Here is a 16,368-nt window from a genome sequence, read left to right on the forward strand (position 1 = left end):
CCGGCCACGGCCGTGACAAGGAATCCCGACCGCCCTGGCCTACGACTGATCACTATCCGCATCCCTCACGTGTCCTCGGTGCTCCGCCGGCCTCAGCCGGCCTCCGCGCTGTTCCCCTGCTGCTTCTGCCGGTCGTTGCCCACGCCGTAGCCGATCAGCATGGATTCACGTAGGTCCTGCGCGAACGAGCTGTCGTCGGGATTCGCGATATGCCGGTCCACGAAAGCGTCCGTCGGGGCCTCGGCCAGGACCTCACCGCCGGAGAAGATCACCTTTCGCTCCTCGTCGGTGAGCTCCTCCAGCTTCTCCTTGTGCTCGTCCACCGAGCTGCCGGAAATGTCACCGATCACCTGCCCGATGACCTGCTCCGCAGCCCCGCTCGCGGTATCGGTCGCCAGCGGAATGAGCACCGCCGCCGTACCGACCGCCGCGGTCGCGGGCAGGAAGGCCACACCCGCCGCGACGCCGACCGTGGCACCGAACTCGACCCATCCGGCCCGCTTCTCGACCGCCTTCTCGTACTCCTCATGAGTCTTCAGGTTCGTCGCCTCGACCTGGTCGGCCCGGGACTGGTCGAGCATGCCCTGGACCTCGGCGCCCACGCGCACGGTCGCCCTGGCCGCGCCCTCGTTGATCTTTCCGTCCGGAACTAGGGGGAATCCGTGACGTTCGAGGAAGAATGGGCCGAACTGCGAACGGCAGCGGCCGAGCGAGCTGCCATGCAGATCAACGTAGTCACGCTGCCCCCTCCCGGAACACCTGCCTCTTCCTCTGGCGGAGATACAAAAACCAGATCAACGGCCCTTGTCCGCAGGCTCCAAAATCGCCACACACTCAACATGATGCGTCATCGGAAACAGATCGAACGCCCGCAGCATCCGCACCTTGTACCCGCCCTCGCGGAAGTACCCCAAGTCCCGTGCCAGTGCCGCCGGGTCGCAGGCCACGTAGGCGATGCGGCGGGCGCCGAGGCCCGACAGGTGGCGGACCGTCTGCTTGCCGGCGCCCGCGCGCGGGGGGTCGAGGACGATGAGGTCGACCTCGTCGATTCCCGTACGGGGAAGGACCGACTCGACCTTCCCCTGCTCGATGCGGACGCGGTCGAAGCCGGACAGGTTGTGCCGGGCGTCCTCCACCGCGCGCTTGCCCGACTCGATGCCGAGGACCGCGCCCTTGTCGCCGACGCGGTCGGCGATGGCGCCCGCGAAGAGGCCGACGCCGCAGTACAGGTCGAGGGCCATGTCGCCCTTGCGCGGGAGCAGGCCCTGCATGACCGCGCGGACCAGGGTGTCGGCGGCCTTCGGATGGACCTGCCAGAAGCCGCCGTCGCCGACGCGGTACGTGCGGTCGTCGGCGCGTTCGCGGACGAAGGCGCGGCCGTGGACGCGGTGCACCGCGCCGTCCTTCTCTCCGATGCGCTGGACCGAGACCGGCTTGTCGAGTTCGACGATCGGCAGGCGCATCCCCGGGCGCGGGGTGAGGATCACCTGGCGGTCCTGGGAGCCGGTGGCCGCGATCGCCTCGATGGCGGCCATGCCGTCCCAGGAGCGCTTCTCGATGCCGAGTTCCGTGACACCTTCGGCGGCGATCATGCAGTGGTCGATCACCTCGACCTCGTGCGAGCGGTGGCGGCGCAGACCCGCCTTGCCGGTGGAGGCGTCGACCGCGTACTGGACGCGCGTACGCCAGGCGGGGACCTCGCCCGCGGGGAGCTTGTCGCCCTCGGCGGGCATCACCGTGCCGTCCCAGCCGGCCTCCTCGGGCGTGAGGCCCGCGAGGTGCTGCAACTGTTCGGCGATGACCTCGCCCTTGAGGCGGCGCTGGGCGCCGGGCTTGGCGTGCTGCCAGTCGCAGCCGCCGCAGCGTCCCGGTCCGGCGAACGGGCAGGGGGCCTCGATCCGGTCCTTCGAGGGCTCGAGAACCGTCACCGCGTCGGCGCGCAGATAGCGGGCGCCTTCCTCGCCTTCCGTCACGCGCGCGACCACGCGCTCGCCGGGCAGTGCGTGGCGGACGAAGAGGACCTGGCCCTCGGACGTACGGGCGATGCAGTGGCCGCCGTGCGCGACGGGACCGACCTCGACCTCGTACTCCTCCCCGACCAGCGAGTTCTTCGAATCAGAATCTGCCTGCATGGCGGGGTGGCTCCAGAAAGGGGTGAGCGGGCGGGTGGACGACAACCCACGAGTCTACGTGGGGTTCGTCCGCCCGCCCGCCACGAGCGATCGGCTCAGCTGCGCCCGGTCGGCTCCTTGGGCGCCTTCTTCTCCACCGGACCACGCCGCACCGCACCCGGCGCGTTCCACTCCGAGCGCTTGCGGGCCCGCTTCTTGGCGACCTCCGAGGACTCCAGCTGGTACGGCACCGAGGTCACCATCACACCCGGCGTGAACAGCAGCCGGCCCTTCAGCCTGAGCGCGCTCTGGTTGTGCAGCAGATGCTCGTACCAGTGACCGACCACGTACTCGGGGATGATCACGGAGACCGCGTCGCGCGGGCTCTCGCGGCGCAGGTTCTTGACGTACTCGATGATCGGGCGGGTGATCTCGCGGTACGGGGAGTCGAGGACCTTGAGCGGGACGGTGATGTTGCGCCGTTCCCACTCCGCCTTCAGCACCTTGGTCTCGGCCGGGTCCACATTGACGCTGAGCGCCTCGAGCGTGTCCGAGCGCATCAGCTTCGCGTAGGCGAGGGCCCGCAGCGTCGGCCGGTGGATCTTGGAGACCAGGACGATCGAGTGCACGCGCGAGGGGCGGACGCTGTCGTCCGAGGGGCCCTCGGGGGCGGCGATCTCCTCGGAGACCCGGTCGTAGTGCTTACGGATCGCGCTCATCGTCACGTAGAAGATGACCATGCCGAGCAGCGCGACCCAGGCGCCGTGGGTGAACTTGGTGACCAGGACGACCACCAGGACGAGGCCGGTGAAGAAGGCGCCGAAGGTGTTGATCGCGCGCGAGCGCACCATGTGACGGCGCTTGGCCGGGTCGCGCTCGGTGCGCAGATGGCGGTTCCAGTGCCGCACCATGCCGGTCTGGCTGAGCGTGAACGAGACGAAGACACCGACGATGTAGAGCTGGATCAGCTTGGTCGAGTCGGCCTCATAGATGACGACGAGGACCGCGGCGGCACCCGCGAGCAGCACGATGCCGTTGGAGAACGCGAGCCGGTCGCCGCGGGTGTGCAGCTGGCGCGGCAGGTAGCGGTCCTGCGCGAGGATCGAGCCGAGCAGCGGGAAGCCGTTGTACGCGGTGTTCGCGGCGAGGAAGAGGACCAGCGCGGTCGCGGCGGCGAGGATCAGGAACAGGAACGATCCTTCGCCGAACACCGCCTCGGCGACCTGGGAGATCACCGGGTGCTGCACATAGTCGCTGCCGACGGCCTGCCCGTTGTGGATCAGATCGTGTCCGGGGTTCTCGGCCATCTTGACGTTGCTGGCCATGGCGAGCCCGATGATGCCGCAGAACATGGTGACCGCGAGCGCACCCATCAGCGCCAGGGTCGTCGCCGCGTTCTTCGACTTGGGCTTGCGGAAGGCGGGGACGCCGTTGGAGATCGCCTCGACACCGGTGAGCGCGGCGCAGCCGGAGGAGAAGGCGCGCAGCAGCAGGAAGACCAGCGCGAAACCGGCCAGGCCCTGGTGCTCGGGCTTGATCTCGTAGTCGGCCGTCGGCGCCTTCAGGGTGTCGTCGAGGACCAGACCGCGGAAGGCGCCCCACGCGATCATCAGGAAGACGCCCACCACGAAGACATACGTGGGGATCGCGAAGAGCTTGCCGGATTCCTTGACGCCGCGCAGGTTCATCAGAGTGAGCAGCACGATCACACCGACCGCGCAGAGCACCTTGTGCTCGACGACGAACGGGACCGCGGAGCCCAGGTTCTCGATGCCCGAGGAGATCGACACCGCGACGGTCAGCACGTAGTCGACGAGCAGGGCGCTCGCGACGGTGAGACCCGCCTTGCGGCCGAGGTTGGTGTTGGCGACCTCGTAGTCGCCGCCGCCGCTCGGGTAGGCGTGCACGTTCTGCCGGTACGAGGCGACCACGGTGAACATCAGCACCACGACCGCGACCGCGATCCAGGGGCTGAAGTGGTACGCCGACACGCCCGCGATGGACAGCACCAGGAGGACTTCACCGGGTGCGTACGCCACCGAGGACAGCGGGTCGGAGGCGAACACGGGGAGTGCGATGCGCTTCGGCAGGAGCGTTTCGCCGAGCCTGTCGCTGCGCAGTGCGCGCCCGATCAGAATCCGTTTGGGCAGGTCGGTCAGTTTGGACACGGTGAGGATCGTAAGCGTTCGAACGGGGGCCCGCGCACCGCGCCGGGCGCGTGTGTAGCTTGGCCTGTGGTCTGAGACCCTGGTGAGGGCGCAAAGACCGCGTCAAGGCGCTCACAGCCGCCTCGGACTCTTAACGGAACATTGACAGCCGGAAGGACGGTCGTGCACATCGTCATCATGGGCTGCGGACGAGTGGGTGCCGCTCTCGCGCAGACCTTGGAGCAGCAGGGGCATACGGTCGCCGTGGTCGACCAGGACCCCACGGCCTTCCGCAGGCTCGGTTCGGGATTCGGCGGCCGCCGGGTCACCGGGGTCGGGTTCGATCAGGACACCCTCCGCGAGGCGGGTATCGAGGACGCCGGCGCCTTCGCCGCGGTCAGCAGCGGCGACAACTCGAACATCATCGCCGCGCGCGTCGCCCGCGAGATGTTCGGCATCGAGAACGTCGCCGCCCGTATCTACGACCCGCGTCGCGCCGAGGTCTACCAGCGCCTGGGCATTCCCACGGTCGCCACCGTCCGCTGGACCGCCGACCAGATGCTGCGCCGGCTGCTGCCCTCGGGCGCGGAGCCGCTGTGGCGCGACCCCACCGGCGGGGTGCAGCTCGCCGAGGTGCATGCCTCGACGGCCTGGGTCGGACACAAGATCAGCAAGCTGCAGGAGGAGACCGGCGTCCGCGTCGCGTTCCTCACCCGGCTCGGCGAGGCGATCCTGCCGTCGTCGCAGACGGTGCTGCAGGAGGGCGATCTGGTGCACGTCATGATGCGCACCGACGAGATGCAGAAGGTCGAGGCGGCGTTCGCCGAGGGCCCCGAGGAGGGCGGTCACTGATGCGCGTCGCTATTGCCGGAGCCGGTGCCGTCGGCCGCTCCATCGCGGGCGAACTCCTGGAGAACGGGCACGAGGTCCTCCTCATCGACAAGGCACCCACCGCCATCTCGGTGGAGCGGGTGCCGCAGGCCGAGTGGCTGCTCGCCGACGCCTGTGAGATCACCTCGCTCGACGAGGCGGCCCTGCAGCGCTGCAACGTGGTCATCGCCGCGACCGGGGACGACAAGGTCAACCTGGTCGTCTCGCTGCTCGCCAAGACCGAGTACGGGGTGCCGCGCGTCGTGGCCCGCGTCAACAACCCCAAGAACGAGTGGCTGTTCAACGAGTCCTGGGGCGTGGACGTCGCCGTCTCCACGCCGCGGCTCATGTCGGCCCTCGTCGAGGAGGCCGTCAGCGTCGGCGACCTGGTGCGGCTGCTTCGCTTCAGCCACGGCGACGCCAACCTGGTCGAGCTGACCCTGCCGCCGGAGTCCGCGCTCGCGGGCACCATGATCGGCGACATCGCCTGGCCCGAGGACACCTCGCTGGTCACGATCATCCGCGGTACGCGGGTGCTCTCGCCGACCCACGAGGACTCCCTCGAGGCCGGTGACGAGCTCCTGTTCGTGGCGGCGCAGGCGCGCGAGGAGCAGCTGGAGGATCTCCTGTCGGTACGACGGGAGACCGAGGGCGCCTGAGTTCCCCGGCGCATACGAGGAGGGGGCACCCGGAACGTTCCGGGTGCCCCCTCCTCGTATGCGCGCGTCCTATTGCTTGCGGTGCCGTGCCCGCTGGGGCTCGTCCTGCGTGAGGCGCTGCAGGGTCTCGTCCACCAGGGGGTCCATCTGCTGGGCGAAACGCTCCTGGGTGTCGGCCTCCCGCTCGCGGGACTCCTTGGCCTCGCGCTCGGCCTTCTCCTTCGCCTCCATCTCGGCGAAGACATCGATGGGCGGCGGAGCCTTCGCCAGGAACACCCACGTCAGCCATACGGCGAGCAGGAACGGCGGGATCTTCAGGGCGATCAGCACCCAGCCGAACTTGGTGGTGTCGGCCCACCAGTACATCGGGAAGAGGATCGCGCACTTGGCGAGCAGGATCAGGCCCCAGGCCCAACTGGCCTTGGCGTAGGCGACCTTGCGGCCCGGGTTGCGGGTGCGCCAGGAGAGGTTCTCCTTGAAGACCGGGCCGAGGATCAGGCCGATCAGCGGGACGCCGCACAGGGTCGTGATGATGTACGCGAGGGCGAGGCCGAGCGTGTAGAGCATGCCGGGGAGATAGAAGTCCTTGGCATTGCCGGTCATCATCGCGAAGACCACACCGAAGGCCACGCCGAAGACGCCGCTGAAGGCGTGCTTGACGGTGTCGCGGCGGGCCAGGCGGGCCACGAGGAGCAGCAGGGAGACACCCAGCGCCGCGATCGCGGAGAGGTGCAGGTCCTTGTTGATGGTGTAGATCGTCACGAAGAGCAGGCCCGGCAGGACCGTCTCGATCATGCCGCGCAGTCCGCCGAAGGCCTCGAACAGGGCGGCTTCGGTGACCGCCTGCACATCCGTGTCCGGCGCCTGGCCGTCCGGCCCTGCGTTTTCGTCGGTCGGCTTGTCGACTGACGTCACCGGCTACTCCCGTCCGAGCGGTCTGAGTTCGTACTTGGGGTTGAACAGCACCCGGCGCCCGCGGTCCACGGAGATACGGCCCGATGCGATCAGCTTGCGCCCCGGTTCTATCCCCACGATGGAGCGTCTGCCGAGCCACACCACGTCCAGCGCGGCCGTGCCGTCGAACAGCTCGGCCTCGAGCGCCGGGACTCCGGCGCGTGGCCGCAAGGTGACGGTGCGCAAGGTACCAGTAACGGTGACGATCTGCCGGTCGTGGCAGTCTCCGATACGGGTGCAGCCTGCCGTCGCCGCGTCCTCCTGCAGCTCCTCCGACTCCAGCTCCTCCTGGGAGGTGGAGAGCCGGTCCAGCATGCGGCGGAAGCGGCCTGCCGGCTTCTGCGTTCGCGGAACGTCACTCATACAGGAAGCCTACCGGGATGGGCGCGGGTTACTCCTTGGCGCCCTCCCCCGCTGTCAGCGCTCGAAGCGGTAGCCCATCCCCGGCTCGGTGATGAAGTGCTTCGGGTGGGACGGGTCCGCCTCCAGTTTGCGGCGCAGCTGGGCCATGTACACCCGGAGATAGTTGGTCTCCGTGCCGTACGACGGGCCCCAGACCTCCTGGAGCAGCTGCTTCTGACTGACGAGACGTCCCGTATTGCGGACGAGGACCTCCAGGAGGTGCCACTCGGTCGGGGTCAGGCGGACGTCGCGGCCGTCGCGGTGGACCTTCTTCGCGGCCAGGTCGACGGTGAAGTCGCCGGTGTCCACGGTGACGTCGTCGTCGGCGCCCGCGACCGGCTCCGCACGGCGCACCGCGGCGCGCAGGCGGGCGAGGAGTTCATCCATGCCGAAGGGCTTGGTGACGTAGTCGTCCGCGCCCGCGTCCAGGGCCTCGACCTTCTCGTCCGAGCTGTGCCGGGCCGACAGGACGAGGATCGGGACCCTGGTCCAACCGCGCAGGCCGCGGATCACGTCCACGCCGTCCATATCGGGCAGGCCGAGGTCGAGGACGATCACGTCGGGGTGGCGGGCGGCGGCGAGCTGGAGCGCGGAGGCCCCGTCCGCGGCGGCGTCCACCTCGTACTTGCGCGCCTTGAGGTTGATGACGAGGGCGCGGACGATCTGCGGTTCGTCTTCGACCACGAGCACCCGGGTCATGCGGTCCTGCCTTTCTGCCGATCTGCGATCGGGGTCCGGTCCATGCTGTTCAGTCTGCGCCGAAGTCGGGACGCGAGGGGTACGTACGTCCGGGCTCGTCATGTCGTGGCCGAGGCGTTGAGTTCGGCCGGCGGGCGCTCGGGCGTACGGGCGGCGCGCAGGGTCAGCACCATCGTGAGGCCCCCGCCCGGGGTGTCCTCGGCGCTGAGGGTGCCGCCCATCGACTCGGTGAAGCCGCGCGCCACCGCGAGACCGAGGCCCACCCCGGCGCCGCGGGGCGCGTCCCCGTACCGCTGGAAGGGTTCGAAGACCCGCTCCTTGGCGTCGTCGGGGATGCCGGGGCCGCGGTCCACGACCCGGATCTCGACGCGGTCGCCGATCGCGCTGGCCGAGACCCGTACCGGCTTCCCGCCGGGGCTGTACTTCACGGCGTTCTCCACGATGTTGGCGACCGCCCGCTCCAGGAGTCCCTTGTCGACGCTGACCATCGGCAGCGACTCGGGGATGTCCAGGTCGGCAGCGCCCTCGGGGACGCCGCCGAGCGCCATCGGCACCACCTCGTCGAGGTCGATCTCGCGGATCAGCGGGGTGACCGTGCCGGTCTGCAGCCGGGACATGTCGAGGAGGTTGCCCACGAGGTGGTCGAGCCGGTCGGCGCCCTCCTCGATCCCGGCGAGCAGTTCGGCCTGGTCCTCCTCGGACCACTCGACGTCGTCCGAGCGCAGGGAGGTGACGGCGGCCTTGATGCCGGCGAGCGGGGTGCGCAGATCGTGCGATACGGCGGCGAGCAGGGCGGTACGGATGCGGTTGCCCTCGGCAAGGGTGCGGGCCTGTTCGGCCTCGGTCATCAGGCGCTGGCGGTCCAGTACGACGGCGGCCTGGGCGGCGAAGGCGGCGAGCACCCTGCGGTCCTCGGCGGGCAGCACCCGGCCGGTGAGCGCGAGGGCCATGTGGTCACCGACGGGCATGTCCACGTCGGCGTCCTCGGGCCGCTCGATGGGACCGGCCGTACCGGCGGCGGATCCGACGCTGCCGGCGCGGGTCCACGGGTCGACGTCGCTCTGCCGCTCCAGGAGCGCCACGGACTCCATGTTGAAGGTCTCGCGGACCCGTTCGAGCAGGGCGTCGAGCGTGGTCTCGCCGCGCAGCACGCTGCCGGCGAGGAAGGAGAGGATCTCGGACTCGGCGCGCAGCCGGGCGGCCTGGTGCGTACGGCGGGCCGCGAGGTCCACCACGGAGGCGACCGCGACGGCGACGCCGACGAACACCGCGATCGCCACGATGTTGCGCGGGTCGGCGATCGTGAAGCGGTGCAGCGGTTCGGCGAAGTAGTAGTTGAGCAGGAGCGAGCCGATCGCCGCAGAGGCGAGCGCGGGCAGCAGACCGCCAAGCAGAGCCGCGGCGATCGTCAGGGACAGGAAGAGCAGCATGTCGTTGGCGAGCCCGAGGTCGCCCGGGATCGCGTTGAGCACCAGCGTGAGCAGCGCGGGCCCGGCCGCACCGGCCAGCCACCCGGCGATGATCCGTGCCCGGCCGAGCCGCGCCCCGCGGGCTACGGGCAGTCCGCGCCCCTTGCCGACCGCGTCGTGCGTGACGATGTGGACATCCAGGTCGGGGCCCGACTCCCGGGCCACCGTGGCGCCGACACCGGGCCCGAACACGTACTGCCAGGCCTTGCGGCGGCTGGAGCCGAGCACGATCTGGGTGGCATTGACCCCGCGCGCGAACTCCAGGAGCGAGGCGGGTACGTCGTCACCGATGACGTGGTGGAAGGTGCCGCCGAGGTCCTCGACGAGGGTGCGCTGGAGGGCGAGTTCCTTGGGCGAGGCGTCGGTGAGGCCGTCGCTGCGGGCGATGTAGACGGCGAGCACCTCGCCGCCGGCGCCCTTCTCCGCGAGCCGTGCGCCGCGGCGGATCAGGGTGCGGCCCTCGGGTCCGCCGGTCAGGCCGACGACGATGCGCTCACGCGCCTGCCAGGTCGACTTGATGTTGTGCTCGCCGCGGTACTCCTGTAGGTACTCGTCCACGCGGTCAGCCACCCACAGGAGCGCCAGTTCGCGCAGGGCCGTGAGGTTGCCGATCCGGAAGTAGTTGGAGAGCGAGGCGTCGATCTTGTCCGGCTTGTAGATGTTGCCGTGCGCCATCCGCCGGCGCAGCGCCTGGGGCGACATGTCGACGAGCTCGATCTGGTCGGCGTGCCGGACCACCTCGTCGGGAACCGTCTCACGCTGCCGTACGCCGGTGATCGACTCCACGACGTCGCCGAGCGACTCCAGATGCTGGATGTTCACCGTGGATATGACGTCGATCCCGGCCCCGAGCAGCATCTCGACGTCCTGCCAGCGCTTGGCGTGACGCGAACCCGGCACATTGGTGTGCGCGAGCTCGTCCACCAGGACGACCTGGGGGTGGCGGGCCAGCACCGCGTCCACGTCCATCTCGGTGAACGTGCTCCCCCGGTGCTCAAGCTCGCGGCGCTGGATCTGCTCCAGACCGTGCAGCATCACCTCGGTGCGCGGCCGGTCGTGGTGCTCGACGAACGCGACCACGCAGTCCGTACCGCGCTCGACCCGGCGGTGGGCCTCGGACAGCATCGCGTACGTCTTGCCGACGCCCGGTGCCGCACCGAGATAGATCCGAAGCTTGCCGCGTCCCATGGCCCCATTGTCTTTCAGATCGCCGCCACAGCCTGTTGCCCACGGGTTCGCACCTGCTGCTCACCCTCGGGCGCAGCTCACGATCGGCTGCCTGTGCTGGGTCGACCTTAAGACCGGGAAGTCGGACAAAAGGCGCGGAGGGCGGGAAGGGGGGTCTCTTTGACGGGATTCTGATGGGGTGGGTCGTACGTGGGTGGTGGGGGCTGTGCGCGGTGGGCGGGCCGGGCCGTCCGCGGTGGGTGGTGGGGGCCGTACGTGGGTGGTGGGGGCTGTGCGCGGTGGGTGGGCCGGGCCGTCCGCGGTGGGTGGTGGGGGCTGAGCGCGGAGGGAGGGCCGGGCCGTCCGCGGTCGGCAGCGGTCGGCGCGGACCCCGGGCGCGGCGCGGCAGGCGGGGGCAGCGCGGCGGCCAGGGTCCGATCGGCCTTGGTCAGGTGCCTGCGGCCAGTCGCCTGTGGCCACTCGCCTGTGGTCAGTCGCCGCCCTCGACGATCTCTCCGTCGCTCAGCTCCAGGACGCGGTCCGCGAGGTCCAGCATCGCCGCGTCGTGGGTGGCGACCAGGGCGGTGACCCCTTCGCTGCGTACGACCGCGCGAAGGAGCTCCATGACCGCGTGCCCCGTCTCGGCGTCGAGCTGGCCGGTGGGTTCGTCGCAGATCAGCAGGGCCGGCCGGTTGGCGAGCGCGCGGGCGATGGCCACCCGCTGCTGCTGGCCGCCGGACAGCTCACCGGGGCGCTGCTTGGCGTGGTCGGCGAGGCCCACCAGGGAGAGCAGCAGCGCGACCCGCTCCTCGCGCTCGACGGGGTCGGCCTTGCGCAGCCGCAGCGGTACGCCGACGTTCTCGGCCGCGGACAGGATCGGGATCAGACCGAAGGACTGGAACACGAAACCGATCCGGTCCCGGCGCAGCGCGAGCCGTCCGTTCTCACCGAGGGAGCCGATGTCGAGGCCGTCGACGGTGATCGTGCCGCCGTCGGGCGAGTCGAGGCCTCCGACCAGGTTGAGCAGTGTGGTCTTGCCGGAGCCCGAACGCCCCTTGAGCGCGACGAGTTCGCCGCGCGGCACGCTGAACGACACCCCGCGCAGTGCGTGCACCGCCGCGGCCCCGCTGCCGTACGACCGGTGCACCCCGTCGACGACCACCATCGGCGCACCGTCACCGGCCCCGGCTGTCATCGTCTCCGTGGCGCCGCTCGCGCTCTGTGTCATGCCCAACCCCCCGTACGCTCCTGTGTTCCGCGCCAGTATTCGTCACCGCCGTGCGGGCGGGCAATGGACGAGGTGCTATTCCTCCGCGGGATCCGGCGCCACGGGCCGGTCCGTTGTGCGGTCGGCGGATCCGTCCGTTGTACGGTCGGCGGATCCGTCCGCTGGGTGCGAGGCGGATCCGTCCGTTGCGCGGGCGGCGGACCGGTCCGCCGCCCAGACGCCGACGTGGTCGCTCTCTCCGGTCAGCCGGACCCGCCCTTGCAGCCCGTACCGCTCGACGTACTCCCGTGGCAGCTGCAGCCGGCCGGCGCGGTCGAGGACGGTGAACTCCTCGGCGAACTCCCGCTCCCCGCCCCGCAGCGTCTCCGTCGAGGTGCGCCCGTCGCGGATCCGGACCGTGCGGCGCACCTGCTCGGAGACCTGCGGGTCGTGCGTGACGACGAGGACGGTCGCGCCCAGCTCCTCGTTGGCGCGGCGCAGTGCGGCGAAGACGTCCTCGCCGCTCGCGGTGTCGAGTTCGCCGGTCGGTTCGTCGGCGAGCAGCACCCGGGGTGCGTTGGCGGTGGCGACCGCGACGGCTACCCGCTGCTGCTCGCCGCCGGAGAGCTCGGAAGGCCGGCGGTCGCGGCAGTACGCGAGCCCGAGGGTGCCGAGGAGTTCAGCCGCGCGCTCCTGCCGCTTGCGGCGGGGCACACGGGCGTACTTCATGGGCAGCGCGACGTTCTCCTGGGCGGTGAGATACGGCAGCAGGTTGCGGCCGGTCTGCTGCCAGACGAAGCCGACGGTGGCACGGCGGTAGCCGAGCCGTTCCCGTCGCCGCATGGCGAGCAGATCGTGTCCGGCCACGCGGGCCCGTCCCGCGGTGGGCAGGTCGAGGCCGGACAGGATGGACAGGAGCGTCGACTTACCGGAGCCGGACGCGCCCACGAGGGCCACGCACTCGCCTTCGGTGACGGTCAGGTCGAGCCCTTGGAGGGCCTGCACCTCGACCTCTTCGGTGCGGTAGACGCGGACGAGGTTGTCGCAGACGATCACGCCGTCCTCGGGACCGCGCGCGGGTGCGCGGCGGGCGCGCGCCTCCAGGTCGGCGAGCAGCGGACCGCTCGACTCCCGGTCGGCACCCGCCTGTTCAGGTCGGCTCATGACTCCTCCGTCCGGTGGGGGTGGGATCGATCCGGTGGCCGTCGGTTCGTGGTCGTGCCGTGGCCGTGCCGCGGTCGGGGCGCGGCTGATGTTTCGCCGGGACGCGGCCGGTGTGCCGTCGGGCCGCGGTTGTTCGACCGTCGGTAAGGGGGCGGTCTGAGGTCGATACGAGGCCGTTTCGCGGCCGGTACGCGCCCGATTCGCCGTCGGTACGGGGCCGTTTCGCCGTCGGTACGGGGCCGTTTCGCCGTCGGTACGCAGCCGTCTCGCGGCCGGAACGCCGCCACTCCAACGTCGGTACGGCGACGTTTCGCGGTCGGTACGCGGCCGTTCCGCCGTCGGTACGCATCCGTTCCGCGGTCGGAACGCAGCCGCCCCACGACGCGACGGATCCGTGCCCTCGCCGATACGCGCCCGTTTCGTCGTCGGTACGCCACCGTCCCATCGCCGATCCGGCACCGTCCCGCCCCACCTCACTCATCCCCCCTCCCCACGCGCAGCACCGCACCCAGCCCACGCCGCCTCCCCAGCAACGTCTCCACCCCGACCGCCCCCATGACCAGCAGGCCGCATCCCGCGCCGAGCACCACGGTCAGGAGTACGTCGGCATGCAGCCCCGGGTCGCCGGGGCCGCCCGTGAACTCCCCCAGGTCCAGGGCCGGTCCGAGCAGCGAGGGCAGCGCGAGGCCGAGCGCCGTGCCGCCCACGACCGCCGCGAGCACCATCGGCAGCAGCTGCAGCAGATGCAGCACCGCCGTCTGCCGGTCACCGAGCCCCATCGTCCGCAGCCGGGCGGCCGTACGCCCGCGCGCCGGGGCGGAGAGCAGCAGCTCGAGGACCAACGCGAGCAGTGCGAGGACCACGGCGAGCGCGGTGCAGGCGGTGTGGGCGCGGGTCAGGGCGCCCACCAGGTCGTCGTCCGCGACGCGGGCCAACTCCTCGTCCAGGATGAGCAGTTCCCCGGGGCTGACGTCGGGAGCGGCCCGCGGGACGAGGCTGCGCAGCCGGTCCGCGCGGATCCCGTCCCCGTACAGCAGCAGGGCGCTCTGCTCGAACTGGTCCTCGGGCACGCCCCGCAGCGCCCGCAGATCGGCGAGCAGCAGCTGCTCGGGCAGTTCGGCGGTGTGCAGCGGCCCGAGCGCATGGTCGCCCGCGGCCGCGTCACTGAGCACCCCGGTGACCTGGAGCTGCAGCTTTCTGCCGCCGAACTCCGCTTCGAGCCGTTCCCCGACCCGCGGCCCACCGCGCGCGAGCACGGGGACCGCACCGTCCGAAGCGGGCAGGGCGGCTGTGGCATGAGCGGCGGCCGAGTCGGGTGCGGCCTTGCGCAACGCCTCCGTATCGACGGCGAGGAGACTGGTCGAGCCGTACGCGGCGCCGCTCGAGCTGTTGCGCGGACTGATGCGCAACTCGCCCACCCGGGCGGAGTGTTCGACCCCCCTGGCACGCGCCAGCTCCTCCGCCGCCGCCGGGTTGAACCCGGCACCGAGATACGCGGCGTCCGCGCCGACCCGCCACCGCGCGCCCTCCTCCCGCCCTTCGGCGAGCGTCCCGGCCACGAGCCCGCCGAACACCGCGCCGGCGAGCGTGACCACCAGGACGAGCAGGGCGAGCGCCCGCGCGGGCGCCTCCTTGGCCGCGCGCAGCAGCCCGATCAGGGCCACGGTCCCGCGGCGGCGCGCGGCCGCGCGGGCGAGCAGCCGTACGGGCAGCGGATAGCAGCGCACCAGGACCACCACGGTGGCGAGCCCCAGGAGCGCCGGCACGGCGGCGAGCAGCGGATCCGGTCCGGCCTCCGCCCTGGTCCCGCGCGAGCGCAGCGCCCACACCCCGGCCGCCGCGAGCAGCAGCAGCGCTGTTTCGGCGACGGCCCGCCGGCCCCGTACCGCCGAAGTCCTCTCGCGCAGCAGGGCCCTGTCCCGTACGGCGAAGAAGGTGACGAGCGGCAGGAGCAGCCAGCAGCCGAACGCCGCCAGCGCACCCAGGCCCGTCGCCGCGCCCTCGCCGACCCGTGAGGCGGCCGCGAGACCGGCCGCGAGACCGAGCAGTAGGCCGGGCAGGGTGTGCAGGGCACGCGCGGCCGCGAGACCGAACGCCGATGCGCCACGGGCCCGTTGGAGCCGGTGCACGTCGAGCCGGCGGCGCAGTGCGAGGAGCGCCGTGACGACCGCGGCGGCGAGCGCGACGACGGCGAGAGTGGCGAATCCGAAGGCCACGACGGCCTGGCCCTGGCCCCACTGGCGACTGAACTCGTCCAAGGCGACGGGCAGTCGGGAGGTGAAATCGAGACCGCTGCTGGGGTTCAGACCGAGTTGGCATTCGACCCCACCGAACATGGCCATGTCGCAGAACTGCTCCGGGGCCACCTCGCTGGTCTCGACGAGGGCGCGCTGAAGTTCCTGTCGCCCCTCGGCCCCCGCGGACTGCCGGGCCTCCGCTTCGTTCAGGTGCAGCCGCATGCCCCACTGGACGGAGAGCTGAAGGCCCGCCTGTGCCTGCAGCTCGAGGATGGACCCGGGTGCGGTGAGCGCCATCGCCTGGTGCGGCCTCGCGGCGCTGTCGGCGCTGTCGGCGCTCTCAGCGCTCTCAGCGCTGTCGGCGCTCTTCAACGGCGCGACGAGGAGCGGCTCCTGACGCCAAAGGCGCGTATCGCCGCCCGTGGCGAAGACGCCCACGACCACCGCGGTCGCCTGGATGCCCTGCTGCCCGTCCCGGCCCAGCTCGAGCCGCTGGCCGACGCGCAGCTTCAGGCCGTCCCGGGTGGCTTCCGAAACGGCGATTTCCGGGGTACCGGTCCTGGCGCGCGGGGCGCGGCCCTCGACGTAACCGCCCTTGCGGGGCGCGTCGGTGGCGTGCATCAGTGAGAGGCGTGCGGGCCCGGCAGCCGTGTCGGCATCGACACCGGGCAGGACGAGCCGCGCGGAATCGGTGCGCAGCTCGCCGGGCAGCTCGGGTGAGGCCCAGGAATAGGATTCGAGCTCGTCGCCGACGTCGATCATGGCATCGGCGAGCCGCCCGCCCGGGTCCACGACGTTCTCCGGTGCGACGTCGAGACGCACGCTGTACGTGACGCCGGGCGCCGTGTCCTGCGCCTGGACCAGCCGGTCGGCGAACGCCCGTCCGGCCAGCTGCTCGATGAAGGCCGGTGCGGCGGCCGTGACAGCGGTGAGCAGGGCGGTCAGCAGCGCCAGACAGGCCAGCAGCGGAAGGTCACCGCGCATACCCCGGAGCGAGAAGCGCTTCATCCGCGCCCCTCCCGCCCTGCACGACCACACCCGCCAGCGCACCCCTCCCGCCGTACGCGGCCACACCCGATGCCGCGGCCCTCCCGAAGCGCACGGCCACACCCGACACCGCGCCCCTCCCGCCGTACGCGGCCACACCCGACACCGCGCCCCGAGCCGACGGCCGCGCGGGGCCCATCGCCCGAAACCTCCCGCCCCACCCCCACCCCGCCGAGGAAGGGCACGCCCCCCGCCACACCCGCCGCAAAACCGACCCCCCCGCGAATGGGGGGGC

General features: G+C 71.4%; 11 protein-coding genes and 1 pseudogene. 2 read left to right on the forward strand and 10 right to left on the reverse strand.

Going from position 1 to position 16,368, the window contains the following annotated elements; translation table 11 throughout:
- Window positions 1–92: 92 nt before the first annotated feature.
- From ABT367_RS23370 to ABT367_RS23380, 3 genes and pseudogenes are all read right to left on the reverse strand, one after another.
- Window positions 93–647: pseudogene (locus ABT367_RS23370) on the reverse strand (hypothetical protein); the annotation flags it as partial.
- 147 nt (window positions 648–794) lie between these two features.
- Window positions 795–2,132, reverse strand: a complete 1,338-nt coding sequence (locus tag ABT367_RS23375) for a class I SAM-dependent RNA methyltransferase (RefSeq protein ID WP_352255028.1) — start codon at window positions 2,130–2,132, stop codon at window positions 795–797.
- Between the two features lie 95 nt (window positions 2,133–2,227).
- Window positions 2,228–4,279, reverse strand: coding sequence for an APC family permease (locus ABT367_RS23380; protein ID WP_352255029.1), 2,052 nt, complete (start codon window positions 4,277–4,279; stop codon window positions 2,228–2,230).
- 162 nt (window positions 4,280–4,441) lie between these two features.
- Between ABT367_RS23380 and ABT367_RS23385 the strand changes: the two genes are divergently transcribed.
- On the forward strand, window positions 4,442–5,110 hold the full coding sequence (locus ABT367_RS23385; protein WP_165333028.1) for a potassium channel family protein: 669 nt from the start codon (window positions 4,442–4,444) through the stop codon (window positions 5,108–5,110).
- Entirely contained in the window at window positions 5,110–5,787 is a 678-nt protein-coding gene (locus ABT367_RS23390; protein WP_093611188.1) for a potassium channel family protein, read from the forward strand. The genes ABT367_RS23385 and ABT367_RS23390 overlap by 1 nt, the downstream gene beginning before the upstream one ends.
- A 69-nt stretch (window positions 5,788–5,856) precedes the next feature.
- Here ABT367_RS23390 and ABT367_RS23395 read toward each other — a convergent pair whose 3' ends face one another.
- From ABT367_RS23395 to ABT367_RS23425, 7 genes are all read right to left on the reverse strand, one after another.
- The gene (locus ABT367_RS23395; protein WP_352255030.1) at window positions 5,857–6,702 is read right to left on the reverse strand and encodes a DUF3159 domain-containing protein; all 846 of its coding nucleotides are present in this window, start codon (window positions 6,700–6,702) and stop codon (window positions 5,857–5,859) included.
- Between the two features lie 3 nt (window positions 6,703–6,705).
- Window positions 6,706–7,104 carry an OB-fold nucleic acid binding domain-containing protein gene (locus tag ABT367_RS23400; RefSeq protein ID WP_165333027.1) on the reverse strand — a complete coding sequence of 133 codons (399 nt, stop codon included), beginning with the start codon at window positions 7,102–7,104 and terminating at the stop codon, window positions 6,706–6,708.
- Between the two features lie 54 nt (window positions 7,105–7,158).
- Complete coding sequence (locus ABT367_RS23405; protein ID WP_165333026.1) at window positions 7,159–7,842, reverse strand: response regulator; 684 nt, start codon at window positions 7,840–7,842, stop codon at window positions 7,159–7,161.
- A 98-nt stretch (window positions 7,843–7,940) separates the two neighbouring features.
- Entirely contained in the window at window positions 7,941–10,499 is a 2,559-nt protein-coding gene (locus tag ABT367_RS23410; RefSeq protein WP_352255031.1) for a sensor histidine kinase KdpD, read from the reverse strand.
- A gap of 469 nt (window positions 10,500–10,968) precedes the next feature.
- Window positions 10,969–11,706 (reverse strand): ABC transporter ATP-binding protein, encoded by a 738-nt coding sequence (locus ABT367_RS23415; RefSeq protein WP_352255032.1) that lies wholly within the window; start codon window positions 11,704–11,706, stop codon window positions 10,969–10,971.
- A 75-nt stretch (window positions 11,707–11,781) separates the two neighbouring features.
- Window positions 11,782–12,849 carry an ABC transporter ATP-binding protein gene (locus ABT367_RS23420; protein WP_352255033.1) on the reverse strand — a complete coding sequence of 356 codons (1,068 nt, stop codon included), beginning with the start codon at window positions 12,847–12,849 and terminating at the stop codon, window positions 11,782–11,784.
- Between the two features lie 473 nt (window positions 12,850–13,322).
- Window positions 13,323–16,094, reverse strand: a complete 2,772-nt coding sequence (locus ABT367_RS23425; RefSeq protein WP_352255034.1) for a hypothetical protein — start codon at window positions 16,092–16,094, stop codon at window positions 13,323–13,325.
- Window positions 16,095–16,368 lie beyond the last annotated feature (274 nt).

Origin of the sequence: Streptomyces mesophilus, assembly GCF_040300965.1 — a bacterium.
GTDB lineage: Bacteria > Actinomycetota > Actinomycetes > Streptomycetales > Streptomycetaceae > Streptomyces > Streptomyces mesophilus_A.